Genomic DNA, 13,552 nt, shown 5'->3' on the forward strand with positions numbered 1-13,552 from the left:
GGCGATCACTCCTGAGTCCGGACGAGACGGGATTGCAGACGGGCGATGGTGCTTTGCAGCTCATGGGGCTGGTGGGCAAACAAGTCCGGACGCTCGGGGATCAGGCTCAGGTAGTCGCGCTGTTCCAGGGCGCGCAGGCATTCGGTCGTGGTAAGGATTTCCAGTGAGTAGACCCAGTTGGCCATGATCAGCAGGGCCGAATAATGCCCGGCCTCGGTGGTCGTGGTGCAGGCATCGCTGACCAGGCGCACGCGATAGCCCAGGGCAAAGGCATCGAACACGCTGGTCAGGACGCAGACGTCGGTCAACACGCCGCAGATGATCAGCGTGTCGACCTCCATGGCCCTGAGTCGGGCATCGAGGTCGGTGCGGTGAAAGGCACTGTACCGGCCCTTGTCGATGACCCATTCACCAGACTGCGGCGTCAGCGACTCGATGATTTCCACTTGCCGGGTGCCGGCGCGGTAGCTGCCGGGGCCACAGTCGGCGGCCAGGGGTTCGCCGGGGGGCAGGTCACTGCCGTCGGCCTGATTGACGTGACGGGTATAGATGACAGGCATCCGCTGATGGCGGGCGGTATCGAGCAAGGCGGCGGTATGGGCGACCACCCTGTCGAGGTTCTCCAGGACGAAACCGTCCTCCTGCTGCATGTCGATGATCAACAGCGCGTTGTTATTGTTCATTGGGCAAACCTGATCAAAGGCGAATACAAAGCACCGCACGAGACGCGGGGTGCGTGATTGGCTGTTCGGGTGGGCTCAGTGAACTATTTGCCAGAAGCCGTTCTGCTTGGCCGAAACGCTGGCGCGCAGGCGCTTGAAATGCAGGTGCGAGGCGGTCCATTCACCGCGCAGGTAAGCCCGCGCGGCGCCGGAGGGAAGGGCGAGTGATGGGAGACGATCAGTGATCATTGGAATCGACTCTTGTGGGGGCGCGCTTGCTTCCACAGGACAAATGCGTACCTGTAGGAGCGAGCTTGCTCGCGAAAAACTCTGGACAACGCGTTCATTCAGATGGTCCGCGTTATCGTTGGCGTCCATCGCGAGCAAGCTCGCTCCTACAGTTGATGTCGCGGGGCGGCGTAATCAGCGAAACGCTGGCACCACATGCTTGATAAACAGCTCCAGGGATTTTTTCTTCTGCGCGTGGGGCAGGCTGTTATCGCACCAGAAGCTGAATTCGTCCACGCCCAGTTCCTGGTAGTACTTGATGCGCGGAATGATTTCTTCCGGGGTGCCGATCATGGCGGTCTTGTGCAGGCTCTCGAGTTCGAACTCGGGGCGACCGGCGAATTTCTCTTCCGGGCTCGGTGCGAGGAAGCCGTTGACCGGGGTGGTCTTGTTGCCGAACCAGGCATCGAAGGTGCGATAGAACTTCGAGATCGCCTTGGCCCCGACTTTCCAGCCTTCTGGATCGTCGGCGGTGTGCACGTGTGTGTGTCGCAACACCATCAGTTGCGGGCGTGGCACGTCCGGGTTGTTGTCCAGGGCGGCCTGGAATTTGTTCTTCAGGTCGAGGACTTCCTCGTCGCCTTTCATCAGCGGCGTGACCATGACGTTGCAGCCGTTGGCCACCGCGAAGTTGTGCGAGTCCGGGTCGCGGGCGGCGATCCACATCGGCGGGTTCGGTTGCTGGATCGGCTTGGGCACGCTGGTGGAGGTCGGGAATTTCCAGATGTCGCCGTCATGGGCGTAGTCGCCGTTCCACAAGGCCCGCACCACCGGAACCATTTCCCGCAACGCCTGGCCGCCGGAGGAGGCTGGCATGCCGCCGGCCATGCGGTCGAATTCGATCTGGTAGGCCCCACGGGCCAAACCGACTTCCATGCGGCCGTTGCTGATCACGTCGAGCAACGCGCATTCACCGGCCACCCGCAGCGGATGCCAGAACGGCGCGATGATGGTGCCGGCACCCAGGTGAATGGTGGTGGTCTTGCCCGCCAGATAAGCCAGCAACGGCATCGGGCTCGGCGAAATGGTGTACTCCATGGCGTGGTGCTCGCCGATCCACACAGTGCTGAAACCACCGGCTTCGGCCATCAGCGTCAGTTCGGTCAGGTCTTCGAACAACTGGCGGTGGCTGACGCTTTCGTCCCAACGTTCCATGTGTACGAACAGGGAAAACTTCATGACGCTTACCTCGGATCTTTTGTTGTTGGCCTGTCGACTGCGGGCCTGATGGTTATTGGTATACCATAATACATGATTTCCGCAAATGACTTATCTTCGCGGCTAACGCTAACCAGTGTGGGAGCGGGCTTGCTCGCGAAAGCGAACTTCCAGGCGGCATATGTGTTGACTGACACTCCGTCTTCGCGAGCAAGCCCGCTCCCACAGGGGGATGCGGTGATTCAGAGGGTTCAGGCCAGAACGGGCAGGGCACCCATCTTGCCGTGGCAATACACCAGTGGCCCGTTGCTCTGCTGGGGCACGATCAGGTTCTTCACCGCGCCGACCATGATGGCGTGGTCGCCGCCTTCATATTCGCGCCACAACTCGCATTCGATGACCGCCGTGGCGTTGGCCAGAATCGGGTTGCCCAACTCGCTGAGCGTCCACTCGATCCCCTGGGCCTTGTCCTTGCCTTTGCGCGCGAAGGCATAGGCTTCGCTTTGCTGGCCGCCGGACAGCACGTGGATCGCAAAGCGCTTGTTCCTGATCAGGACCGGGTAGGAGTCGGAGCTGTAGTTGGGGCAGAACAGCACCAGGGCCGGGTCCATCGACAGCGAGCTGAAGGCGCTGGCGGTCAGGCCGACGATTTGCCCATCTTCATCGAGCGTAGTGATCACGGTCACTCCGGACGGGAACGAGCCCATGACTTGTTTGTAGATGGCGGCATCGATCATTGGACGGTCCTCGGGTGGTGTGACGCTGTTTTTATGTGTTTATAGGTCTGATGGTATACCGTAATACATCGATTGCAAGGTCTTTTTGAGTGAACCGATAAACGTACTGCTTTCGTCGGAAACCCAATGATTGCTGGGCTATTGGCTAACAAATGTGGGCGTGAATCGGGCAGGATGCCGGTTCAGAGGCTTGTTCAAAGACCGGATCAGTCTTGTTTAAAGTTTGGAATACCATAATATGGTCCGCATCTGAGGGGCGGCCAGAGAGTCCCCCCGGTTTGGCTTCATACAAAGATAAGAACAGACAAACTCGAGTTCATGCACATGTCCCAGATGTCCCGGCAAGATCCGTTGATCGAGAACCATACGGTCGACTACGTTCCACTCGCAGAGCGCCATGGGAAGGCCCGCGATCTTTTCACCCTGTGGTTCAGCACCAACATCGCGCCACTGCCCATCGTCACCGGCGCCATGGTGGTCCAGGTGTTCCACCTCAACCTGTTCTGGGGCCTGCTGGCGATTGCCCTCGGGCACATGGTCGGCGGTGTGGTGATTGCGCTGGCGTCGGCCCAGGGGCCGTGCATGGGCATTCCGCAAATGGTCCAGAGTCGTGGTCAGTTCGGCCGCTATGGCGCGCTGCTGATCGTGTTCTTCGCCGCGTTGATCTACATCGGCTTCTTCATCTCCAACATCGTGTTGGCTGGCAAATCGATCGTCGGCATTGCGCCGTCGGTTCCGGTGCCGGCCAGCATTCTCATCGGCGCACTCAGCGCCACGGCCATCGGGGTGATCGGTTATCGCTTCATCCACACCCTCAACCGCATCGGCACCTGGGTCATGGGCAGCGCGTTGCTCGCCGGTTTCCTCTACATCTTCGCCCATGACCTGCCGGCGGACTTCTTCACTCGCGGCGGATTCAACCTGTCGGGCTGGCTGGCCACGGTCTCGCTGGGCATCATCTGGCAGATCAGTTTCTCGCCGTATGTGTCGGACTACTCGCGCTACCTGCCGGCGGACATCGGCATCACCCGGCCGTTCTTCGCCACTTACCTGGGGGCGACCCTGGGCACGATCCTGTCGTTCACCTTCGGTGCCGTGGCGGTACTGGCGACGCCCGAAGGCACCGAGGCGATGGCGGCGGTCAAGCAGTCCACCGGTTGGCTGGGGCCGATCCTGATGGTGCTGTTCCTGCTTAACATCATCAGCCACAACGCCCTGAATCTGTATGGCGCGGTGCTGTCGATCATCACCTCGATCCAGACCTTCGCCAGCCAGTGGACGCCGAGCATCAAGGTGCGCGTGGTGTTGTCGGGCATTATCCTGGCGGGTTGCTGCGTGGTGGCGCTGGGTGCCTCGGCGAACTTCATTTCGCAGTTCATCGGCCTGATTCTGGCGCTGTTGCTGGTGCTGGTGCCCTGGGCGTCGATCAACCTGATCGACTTCTACCTGATCAAGTGTCGCCGCTACGACATCGCCTCGATCTTCCGCGCAGACGGCGGCATCTACGGGCGTTTCAACCTGCACGCGATCATCGCCTACTTCATCGGCATCATCGTGCAGTTGCCATTCGCCAACACTTCACTGTATGTCGGGCCATACGCCAATCTGGTAGACGGCGCGGACCTGTCGTGGCTGGTGGGGCTGGTGGTGACATGCCCGTTGTATTACTGCCTCGCTACGCGCAGCCAGGCGCAGGAAAGCCGTGCGGTGAAGTTCGGCTACACCGACTGAGGCAAAATCGTTTGATGTTCGATTGAAAATGCCCGGCGCGTCGCCGTCACTGTAGGAGCGAGCTTGCTCGCGATGGACGTTAACGATACCGCGTGTTTACTGACTAAACGCAGCGCTCTTGAGTCCATCGCGAGCAAGCTCGCTCCTACAGTGACGGTAACGTGTCGGGCATTTTTGTGTTCGCTGATTGCTCATCACTGCTTGAACGCATTCAGGCCGCGTTGTACCGCTGGCCTGGCTTCGACCGTGTCGAACCAGCGCGATAGCCGTGGAAGCAGCTTCCAGTCCAGCCGGTCACGGAATGCCATGGCGATGGTGAACGCCGAAATGTCGGCCATGGAAAACTGTTCGCCGGCCATGAATCCGCCGGTCAAAAAACGTTCCGAGTAGGTCAGTTGTTCGATCACCCGCAGATCGATGATCGCCGCCGCTTTGTCCTGCCCTTCCTTGTGCAGAAAAAACGCGGCATGGCTGGGGGCGATGACATCGGTCACGAAAAAGAAATAGCGATCGATCACTCGGGTGCGCACAGGTCCCGGCTGCGCCGGTGCCAGCTTTCCGGGGGCAATGGAGTCGGCGTACTGGATGATGGCGTTGGACTGGTTGATGACCAGCGGCGGTGTCGTCCCGTGATCGATCAGGGTCGGCACTTTCCCGGCCGGGTTAAGCGCCAGGAAGTCCGGCCCGCGGTGCTCCTGCGCATACAGGTCGAGCTTGCGTGCCGTGTAGGCGATGCCCGACTCTTCCAGGGCGATCGCGGCCCGCAGACTGTTGCCGGTACTGGCGCCGAACAGCTCTATCCGATCGTTCATGGGCATTGCTCCTTGAGTGCACACAGGCAGCCAGTGAACACTGCCGATGAGGTCAGTATGATGAAAATCCGCCGCACCGATATTCAACAACAGTGATCGTCCATACCCCTGCGCGACAAGCCGTATCCCTCTACGAAAACGACTTTCACCGCGTTTGATAATAGCCTGCCGGGCAATACACCTGCGACTTCGCTTCGCTCCCACAGAAAAAACGATGTATGGGTTGGCCGCCGCACTGTCGGTGAAACGCCTCGCGACGCTGATCAATGCGGACAGGTATTTTGGCCGTTTCGATCTCCTTTTGGCCTGACTCACGCTGTGAACCGGCCCCGCCCTCGGCAAGAATCACAACCAGAAGCTGACTTCCTTGCCCTTGGCTATTTTCAAGGCCGCTGCCGTGTACAGAACATAAAAACCATCGAACTCACGCCACACTTGGGGAAATGATCCATGGACTCAATGAAACGCATACTGGGCGCCACCGTTTGCGGACTGTCGCTGCTGGCCAGTGCGGTGCACGCCGAAACGCGCGAATTGCGGGTGTACAACTGGGCAGACTACATCCTGCCGTCCGTACCCAAGGATTTTGCCCGGGACACCGGGATCAAGGTGACCTGGGACACCTTCGACACCAACGAGTCCCTGGAAGCCAAGCTGCTCACCGGCAACTCGGGCTACGACCTGGTGGTGCCCTCGAACCAGTTCATCGAAACCCAGATCAAGGCCGGCGTGTTCCAGAAACTCGACAAGTCCAAACTGCCGAACTGGTCGCACCAGGACCCGGCGTTGCTCAAGCTGCTGGACAAGAACGACCCGGGTAACCAGTACGGCGTGCCCTACATGTACGGCACCGTGCTGATCGGTTTCAACCCGGCCAAGGTCAAGGCGGCGCTGGGCGAGAATGCGCCGGTGGACAGCTGGGACCTGGTGTTCAAGCCCGAGAACATGGAGAAGCTCAAGGCCTGTGGCGTCGCGATGCTCGACTCGCCGTCGGAGATCCTGCCGCTGGCCCTGCATTACCTGGGGCTGGACCCGAACAGCCAGAACCCGGATGACTACGAAAAAGCCAAGGCGCTGATGCTCAAGGTCCGCCCTTACGTCACCTACTTCAACTCCGCCAAGTACATGACCGACATCGCCAACGGCGATATCTGCGTGGCCATCGGGTATTCCGGCAGCTTCTATCAGTTCGGCAACCGCGCCAAAGAGGCGGGCAACGGTGTGGTCGTCGACTGGCGCCTGCCGAAAGAGGGCGCGCCGATCTGGTTCGACACCTTCGCCATCCCCAAAAGCGCCAGGAACGTCGAAGAGGCCCACGAATTCCTCAACAACCTGCTGGACCCGAAAGTCATCGCGCCGATCAGCGACTTCCTCGGTTACCCGAATGCCAACAAGGACTCGCTGGCGCTGATCAACAAGGACATCACCGGCAACCCGAACCTGACACCGACCAGCGAGGCATTGAAGACGCTGTACGTCGTGCAGCCATTGCCGCAAAAGCTCGAGCGGGTGCGCACGCGGGTGTGGACCAGCATCAAGTCTGATCAGTAACACTGGGGTATTTTTGTGAGATCCCTGTAGGAGCGAGCTTGCTCGCGATGGTCGTTAACGATAACGCGTGTTTACTGGCTAAACGCGGCGCTCTTAAGTCCATCGCGAGCAAGCTCGCTCCTACAGGTCGTCCTGTGTCGAATTTATCGAAAAAACTCCCCCGGCGTTTCACCAAACTGCTGACGAAACGCCGCAATAAACGCCGACGTTGAGTCGTAGCCGCAGGCCAGTGCGACGTCGGTCACTCGCTCGCCCTGTTCCAGCGGTGTCAGGGCGCCGAGCAGGCGCAAGCGCTGGCGCCAGGCGCGAAAGGTCAGGCCGGTGTCGCGCAGGAACAGGCGACTGAGGGTTTTCTCGGTGACGCCGAACTGGTCGCTCCAGTGACTGAGGGTGGTTTGTTGCTCGGGGTGCGACTCCAGGCTTTGCGCGATTTGCCGCAATCGGCTGTCCTGGGGCAGCGGCAGCATCAGGTCGATCTGGGGGGCCTCAGCCAACTGATCGAGAATCACCTGGGCCAACCGGCCGTGTGCGCCATCCTGGTCGTATTCCACCGGAACCTGACTGAAGGCACGGATCAACTCGCGCAACAGATCGCTGACCGCCAACACATGACAGCCCGGCGGCGCCCAGGTCGAGACGCTGCAATCGATGTACAGGCTGCGCATTTCCGTGCGCGGCGAACTGAACACCCGGTGCGGCATGCCCGCCGGAATCCACACCGCACGCTCCGGCGGGGCCACGAAGCGCCCGATGCCGGTCTGGATTTCGAGCACGCCCTGGATCGCATAGGACAGCTGCACCCACGGGTGGCTGTGGCGCCGGGTCAGGGCGCGATTGGGCAGCGATTCGGTACGGCCGTAGAGCGGCCTTGGCAGGCTGGACAGCCCGGGAATACTGCGCCGGATACTTTTGTCATGTCCTTTAGGCGGCATCGGTGGGCTCATCGGCGTTAGTCGGTAATATCCAGTCACGTTAGAGTCGCTTTCACGTACTGGCAACCCCCGGATGATCAACCCATGACGCGCCCCCGTTTGTTACCCGACAACTTCACCCTGACCCTGATCGGCGTGGTCGCGCTCGCCAGCCTGCTGCCTGCCAGCGGCCAGGTCGCGGTCGGTTTTGGCTGGCTGACCAACATCGCCATCGCGCTGCTGTTTTTCCTGCATGGCGCCAAGCTGTCCCGCGAGTCGATCATTGCCGGTGCCGGGCACTGGCGCCTGCATTTGCTGGTGTTCAGCCTGACCTTCGTGCTGTTCCCGCTGCTCGGCCTGGCGCTCAAGCCGCTGCTGTCACCGCTGATCGGCAACGACCTGTACATGGGCATGCTGTACCTGTGTGCGCTGCCCGCCACGGTGCAGTCGGCGATTGCCTTTACTTCGCTGGCGCGGGGCAACATCCCGGCGGCGATCTGCAGCGCGGCGGCGTCGAGCCTGTTCGGGATTTTCCTCACACCCTTGCTGGTGACCCTGCTGCTCAATGTGCACGGCGAAGGCGCCTCGACCCTCGACGCCATCCTCAAGATCAGCGTGCAGTTGCTGCTGCCGTTCATAGCCGGGCAGATCGCGCGGCGCTGGATCGGCAACTGGGTGGCGCGCAACAAGAGTTGGCTGAGGTTCGTCGATCAGGGTTCAATTTTGCTGGTGGTCTACGGCGCGTTCAGCGAAGCGGTGATCGAAGGCCTCTGGCACCAGATTCCGTTGCTGGACCTGGTTGGGCTGGTGGTGGCGTGCTGCGTGGTCCTGGCGCTGGTGTTGGTGGCCTCGACCGTACTGGGCAAGGCGTTCGGCTTCAATCAGGAAGACCGCATCACCATTCTTTTCTGCGGCTCGAAGAAAAGCCTGGCGACCGGTGTGCCGATGGCGCAGGTGTTGTTTGCCGGTAGCACCATTGGCGTGTTGATCCTGCCGTTGATGCTGTTCCACCAGATTCAACTGATGGTCTGTGCGGTGCTGGCGCAGCGTTTTGCCAATCGCCCGGAATCGATTCCGCAACTGATGGCCCAGGTCGATCCCTGAAAATCCCGGAAAACTGTAGGGGCCAGCCTGCTGGCGATGGACTCAAGAGCGCCGCGTTTATCCGGTTAACACGCGTAATCGTTAACGAACATCGCAGGCAAGCCAGCTCCCACAGGGGACCGTGCCCACGCTGAAACTGTAGGAGCCAGCTTGCTGGCGATGGACTCAAGGACGCCGCGTTTATCCGGTTAACACGCGTAATCGTTAACGAACATCGCTGGCAAGCCAGCTCCCACAAGGGACCGCGTCCGCGACGTTTTTCACGCAATACCTGTAGGAGCCAGCTTGCTGGCGATGGACTCAAGCGCGCCGCGTTTATCCAGTTCACACGCGTTATCGTTGACGACCATCGCAGGCAAGCCAGCTCCCACAGGGGACCGTGCCCACGCTAAAACTGTGGGAGCCAGCTTGCTGGCGATGGACTCAAGGACGCCGCGTTTATCCGGTTAACACGCGTAATCGTTAACGACCATCGCTGGCAAGCCAGCTCTTACATTACTGCTTGTCAGCCGCCAATGGCGGGGTGCGCGGCGGGATCATGCGTTTGCTGCCGGTGGACTCGAACGCCGATGCCAGGTGCAGCAGTGACGAGTCGTCATAGGCGCGCCCGGCAAAGGTCAGGCCGACCGGCATGCCGATGTCCGGCATCACGCCCATCGGCACGGTGACCGTTGGCACGCCGAGGTGGCGGATGGCGAGGTTGCCGTTGGCGACCCATATACCGTTGCTCCAGGCGATATCCGCCGAATGCGGATCGACATCGGCATTCGCCGGCGCTACATCGGCGACCGTCGGGAACAGCACCGCGTCGAGGCCCAGGCGATCCATCCAGTCTTCCAGATCGATCTTGCGGGTCTTCTCCAGTCCGCGCAGGCCGTCGGGCACTGTGCTGATCTGGTCCCACGGCGTGATGCCGCGCTCGGCCATGCGCACGTATTCGTCCATGCCGGCGACCAGGTCGCCCTCGCGGTTGGGCAGGGTGCCCGGGTCGTGAGGGAAGATCAGCGGGCCGTCGACATCGACCAGGCGATTCAATTTCGGATCGCCGTTGGCCTGCAGGAAGTCATCGAACGCCCAGGCGGTCAGGTCCCACAGTTCATGGTGCAGGAATTCCTTGGAGACGATGCCGCGATTGAACACGGTTGGCGCGCCAGGACGATCGCCTTCGCAATTGGAGACCAGCGGGAAGTCCACGTCGATCACTTGCGCACCGGCGTCTTCGAGGGCCTTGCGCGCCTGTTCCCAGAGGCCGATCACCGAAGGACGGGTGTTGATGCGCTGGCCGGTCGGGCCACCGATGCCCGGCGCTTCGGAGGTGCCGGCTTCAGGGTCGGCGTTGATGTACATGCGCGGAACGCCGAACTTCTTGCCTTTGAGCGCTTCGCTGTTCGCCGCCAGCGCGGCATAGGATTGCGGGCGTACCTCGGACGATTTCGGAATGGGCACCCAGGGTTGCAGGCGCCACAGATCGCCACGGGTGTCCGGGTCATCGGCGACCACCACGTCGAGCACTTCGAGCAGGTCGGCCATGGTCCGGGCAAACGGCACGACCACGTCCATGGTCGGGGTCAGCGGCCAGTTGCCGCGTACCGAGATCACGCCGCGCGAAGGGGTGTAGGCGCACAACCCGTTGTTCGAGGCCGGGCCGCGACCACTCGACCAGGTTTCTTCCGCCAGACCGAAAGCGGCGAAACTTGCCGCGGTGGCCGTGCCGGCACCGTTCGACGAACCGGAGGCGAAAGGGGCGGTGAGGTAGCCGGCGTTGTACGGGCTCTCGGCACGGCCGTAGACGCCGCGCTGCATCCCGCCGTTGGCCATCGGCGGCATGTTGGTCTTGCCCAGGCAGATCGCCCCGGCGGCGCGCAGGCGCTCGATGGTGAACGCATCGCGATAGGCGATCAGGTCCTTGAAGGCCGGGCTGCCGGAAGCGGCGGTGAGGCCCTTGACCAGATAACTGTCCTTGGCGGTGTAAGGGATGCCGTCCAGCGGACCCAGCGTCTGGCCCTTGGCGCGACGGGCGTCGGCGGCCTGTGCTTCGGCGAGAGCCTCGGGGTTGCGCACCACCACCGCGTTCAGTGCCGTGGGCGTCTCGGGGCCGTCATAGGCGTCGATCCGCGCGAGATAGGCCTGGACCAGTTCAACCGAGGTGGTCTGGCCGGATTCGAGCGCGGCGCGCAGCTCGGCAATGGAAACTTCGGTGACTTCGATCATGCTGCCACCGCCGCTTGCAGGTGGAGGGTCCCAAACACTTCACTTTTCTCGAAATGGACTTTCATATCGTTATTCTCGTTGCACTGTGTGGCACGACAGGGTCGGGTGTTAAAAATACTGAGCACTATTTAGCATTAAACCGGGACTTTAGGAATCCGTTGTCCAATTTATCTTACAGGCGACTTCACGCCATCCCTGGAACCTGTAGGAGCCGGCTTGCCGGCGATGGGCTCAAGTGCTCCACGTTTATCCAGTTTGCGTGTCATCGTTAAAGTCCATCGCGAGCAATCGAGCGTCGACCGGCTGCTCCTACAGAAGAGCAAAAAAAGGCCACCACAACCCGACGTTGTGGTGGCCCGAGGGTGACGCATTATAGTGGCCCGCGCGCGCAGGCCAATGGATCAGTGAGCGCCGGCAGCCTTGTTCAGGTCACTTTCGGCCCATTCGGTGTAGACGCAGGCATCGGCGGTGGCCCAACGCACCCGCACCGGGTCACCGGCCTTGAGCGGCATGCCGGCGGCGGACAGTGCCTTGACCGTCATCGAGGTGCCGCCGGCAGTGATCACGCTGCAGGTCTGGCTTTCGCCGAGGAACAGCACTTCCACGACTTTGGCCGAGACTTCGTTCCAGCCGGCGGCCAGCGGTTCGGCCAGGGCTTGTTCATTGCTCAGGGCCAGGGCTTTTTCCGGGCGTACCATCAGCAGCACGTCTTGGTCGGTGTGCAGGCCGGCGGTGAGTCGGATCGACAGCGGTTGCCCCTCGAAGGTCGCCACCGCATTGCCCTGGGCCTTGAGCTTGAGAAAGTTGGAGTTGCCCAGGAACGAGGCGACAAAGGCGTTCGGCGGGTTCTGGTACAGGTCATAACCGCTGCCCAGGCCAACGATCTTGCCGTGGCTGAAAATCGCGATGCGCTGGGACAGGCGCATGGCTTCTTCCTGATCGTGGGTCACGTAGACGATGGTGATGCCCAGGCGCCGATGCAGCTGGCGCAGTTCATCCTGCAAGTCTTCGCGCAGTTTTTTGTCCAGCGCGCCGAGGGGTTCGTCCATCAGCAAAATGCGTGGTTCGTAAACCAGTGCCCGGGCGATGGCGACGCGTTGCTGCTGGCCACCGGACAGTTGCGAAGGGCGGCGATGGGCAAATTGCTCAAGCTGCACCAGCTTGAGCATCGCATCGACCCGGCGTTCGCGTTCGGCGGCAGCCAGTTTGCGGATGGTCAGCGGGAAGGCGATGTTGTCGCGCACCGACAGGTGCGGGAACAGCGAGTAGCGCTGGAACACCATGCCGATGTCGCGCTTGTGCGGCGGCACGTTGACCAGCGACTGGCCGTTGACCAGGATCTCGCCGCTGCTCGGCGTTTCGAAGCCGGCGAGCATCGACAGCGTGGTGCTTTTGCCCGAGCCGCTGGAGCCGAGGAAGGTGAGGAATTCACCGTCCTTGATGTCCAGCGAGATGTTGTCCACGGCGGCAAAGTCGCCGTAGTGCTTGTTCAGGTTACGCAGGCTGACCAGGGGTTTGTCATTTTGCTGCGCGGAATCTTTGATCACTGCACTCATGTCGTACTCCTGGCGCTCAAGCGCTGATTTCGTTGCGCCGGCGCAGAGCGGCGGCGATCACCATGACCAGTACCGAGAGGCCGATCAGCAGCGTCGAGGCGACGGCGATCACGGGCGTCAGGTCCTGGCGCAGGGTGGTCCACATTTTCACGGGAAGGGTTTGCAGGGTCGGGCTGGCCATCATCACGCTCAGCACCACTTCATCCCACGAGACGAGGAAGGCGAAGAGGGCGCCGGCCACCATGCCCGGGCGGATCGCCGGGAAGGTCACCTTGAACACCGCTTGCAGGCGCGAGGCGCCGCAGATCACCGCTGCATCCTCGATCGACTGATCGAACAACTTCAGCGAGTTGATGATCGAGATGATGGTGAACGGCAACGCCACGATCACATGGCTGACCACGAAAGCGAACATGGTCCCGGTGTAACCGAGTTTCAGGAACAGCGCGTACACCGCCACGGCGATGATCACCAGCGGCACGATCATCGGCAGGGTGAACAGGCCGTAGAGCATTTCCCGGCCAGGGAAGCGGCCACGCACCAGGGCGAACGCGGTCGGCAGGCCCAGCGCGACGGCAAAGAACGTCGTCAGCACCGCCACCTTGAGGCTGGCCATCGCCGCGTTCATCCAGTCGGCGTTGGAGAAGAACTGGCCGTACCATTTCAGCGTCCAGCCCGGCGGCGGGAACACCAGCCATTGCGACGAGCCGAACGACAGCAGCACGATGAACACGATCGGCAGCAGCAGGAACAGACCGATCAGCCCGGTGGTGGCATAGAGGCCGAAGCGCATCCGGCGGCTCATGGCATTGGGGGTCAGGAGCATGACGG

General features: G+C 61.4%; 12 protein-coding genes. 3 read left to right on the top strand and 9 right to left on the bottom strand.

The features are described from left to right. Positions 1–5: 5 nt before the first annotated feature. From BSF40_RS27720 to BSF40_RS27735, 4 genes are all read right to left on the bottom strand, one after another. Positions 6–683 carry a cysteine hydrolase family protein gene (locus BSF40_RS27720; protein WP_095967703.1) on the bottom strand — a complete coding sequence of 226 codons (678 nt, stop codon included), beginning with the start codon at positions 681–683 and terminating at the stop codon, positions 6–8. 75 nt (positions 684–758) lie between these two features. Next, positions 759–911, bottom strand: coding sequence for a hypothetical protein (locus tag BSF40_RS32825; RefSeq protein ID WP_172435765.1), 153 nt, complete (start codon positions 909–911; stop codon positions 759–761). A gap of 174 nt (positions 912–1,085) precedes the next feature. Continuing rightward, on the bottom strand, positions 1,086–2,129 hold the full coding sequence (locus BSF40_RS27730; RefSeq protein ID WP_095967704.1) for an LLM class flavin-dependent oxidoreductase: 1,044 nt from the start codon (positions 2,127–2,129) through the stop codon (positions 1,086–1,088). A gap of 230 nt (positions 2,130–2,359) precedes the next feature. Next, positions 2,360–2,845, bottom strand: coding sequence for a flavin reductase family protein (locus BSF40_RS27735; RefSeq protein WP_095967705.1), 486 nt, complete (start codon positions 2,843–2,845; stop codon positions 2,360–2,362). Between the two features lie 324 nt (positions 2,846–3,169). Between BSF40_RS27735 and BSF40_RS27740 the strand changes: the two genes are divergently transcribed. Continuing rightward, positions 3,170–4,576, top strand: a complete 1,407-nt coding sequence (locus BSF40_RS27740; protein WP_095967706.1) for a cytosine permease — start codon at positions 3,170–3,172, stop codon at positions 4,574–4,576. Between the two features lie 194 nt (positions 4,577–4,770). On the opposite strand, the gene BSF40_RS27745 is transcribed toward BSF40_RS27740, so the two are convergent. Then, a complete protein-coding gene (locus tag BSF40_RS27745) occupies positions 4,771–5,388 on the bottom strand; it encodes a glutathione S-transferase family protein (RefSeq protein WP_095967707.1) in 618 nt (205 codons plus the stop codon). A gap of 450 nt (positions 5,389–5,838) precedes the next feature. Between BSF40_RS27745 and BSF40_RS27750 the strand changes: the two genes are divergently transcribed. Continuing rightward, positions 5,839–6,939, top strand: coding sequence for a polyamine ABC transporter substrate-binding protein (locus BSF40_RS27750; RefSeq protein ID WP_095967708.1), 1,101 nt, complete (start codon positions 5,839–5,841; stop codon positions 6,937–6,939). A gap of 143 nt (positions 6,940–7,082) precedes the next feature. On the opposite strand, the gene BSF40_RS27755 is transcribed toward BSF40_RS27750, so the two are convergent. After that, positions 7,083–7,871, bottom strand: coding sequence for a helix-turn-helix domain-containing protein (locus BSF40_RS27755; protein WP_095967709.1), 789 nt, complete (start codon positions 7,869–7,871; stop codon positions 7,083–7,085). A gap of 84 nt (positions 7,872–7,955) precedes the next feature. On the opposite strand from BSF40_RS27755, the gene BSF40_RS27760 reads away from it, so the two are divergent. Then, positions 7,956–8,954, top strand: a complete 999-nt coding sequence (locus BSF40_RS27760) for a bile acid:sodium symporter family protein (protein WP_095967710.1) — start codon at positions 7,956–7,958, stop codon at positions 8,952–8,954. Between the two features lie 495 nt (positions 8,955–9,449). On the opposite strand, the gene BSF40_RS27765 is transcribed toward BSF40_RS27760, so the two are convergent. From BSF40_RS27765 to BSF40_RS27775, 3 genes are all read right to left on the bottom strand, one after another. Continuing rightward, entirely contained in the window at positions 9,450–11,165 is a 1,716-nt protein-coding gene (locus BSF40_RS27765; protein ID WP_095967711.1) for an amidase, read from the bottom strand. A 401-nt stretch (positions 11,166–11,566) separates the two neighbouring features. Continuing rightward, entirely contained in the window at positions 11,567–12,721 is a 1,155-nt protein-coding gene (locus tag BSF40_RS27770) for an ABC transporter ATP-binding protein (protein WP_095967712.1), read from the bottom strand. Between the two features lie 16 nt (positions 12,722–12,737). Then, a complete protein-coding gene (locus BSF40_RS27775; protein ID WP_007976227.1) occupies positions 12,738–13,547 on the bottom strand; it encodes an ABC transporter permease in 810 nt (269 codons plus the stop codon). Between the last annotated feature and the right edge of the window lie 5 nt (positions 13,548–13,552).

This window comes from Pseudomonas sp. ACN5 (assembly GCF_002303975.1).
Lineage (GTDB): Bacteria > Pseudomonadota > Gammaproteobacteria > Pseudomonadales > Pseudomonadaceae > Aquipseudomonas > Aquipseudomonas laurylsulfatiphila.

Coding starts and splice junctions, on each gene's coding strand:
- BSF40_RS27720 (WP_095967703.1), bottom strand. CDS start 683: ATGAACAATAACAACGCGCTGTTGATCATCGACATGCAGCAGGAGGAC.
- BSF40_RS32825 (WP_172435765.1), bottom strand. CDS start 911: ATGATCACTGATCGTCTCCCATCACTCGCCCTTCCCTCCGGCGCCGCG.
- BSF40_RS27730 (WP_095967704.1), bottom strand. CDS start 2,129: ATGAAGTTTTCCCTGTTCGTACACATGGAACGTTGGGACGAAAGCGTC.
- BSF40_RS27735 (WP_095967705.1), bottom strand. CDS start 2,845: ATGATCGATGCCGCCATCTACAAACAAGTCATGGGCTCGTTCCCGTCC.
- BSF40_RS27740 (WP_095967706.1), top strand. CDS start 3,170: ATGTCCCAGATGTCCCGGCAAGATCCGTTGATCGAGAACCATACGGTC.
- BSF40_RS27745 (WP_095967707.1), bottom strand. CDS start 5,388: ATGAACGATCGGATAGAGCTGTTCGGCGCCAGTACCGGCAACAGTCTG.
- BSF40_RS27750 (WP_095967708.1), top strand. CDS start 5,839: ATGGACTCAATGAAACGCATACTGGGCGCCACCGTTTGCGGACTGTCG.
- BSF40_RS27755 (WP_095967709.1), bottom strand. CDS start 7,871: ATGCCGCCTAAAGGACATGACAAAAGTATCCGGCGCAGTATTCCCGGG.
- BSF40_RS27760 (WP_095967710.1), top strand. CDS start 7,956: ATGACGCGCCCCCGTTTGTTACCCGACAACTTCACCCTGACCCTGATC.
- BSF40_RS27765 (WP_095967711.1), bottom strand. CDS start 11,165: ATGATCGAAGTCACCGAAGTTTCCATTGCCGAGCTGCGCGCCGCGCTC.
- BSF40_RS27770 (WP_095967712.1), bottom strand. CDS start 12,721: ATGAGTGCAGTGATCAAAGATTCCGCGCAGCAAAATGACAAACCCCTG.
- BSF40_RS27775 (WP_007976227.1), bottom strand. CDS start 13,547: ATGCTCCTGACCCCCAATGCCATGAGCCGCCGGATGCGCTTCGGCCTC.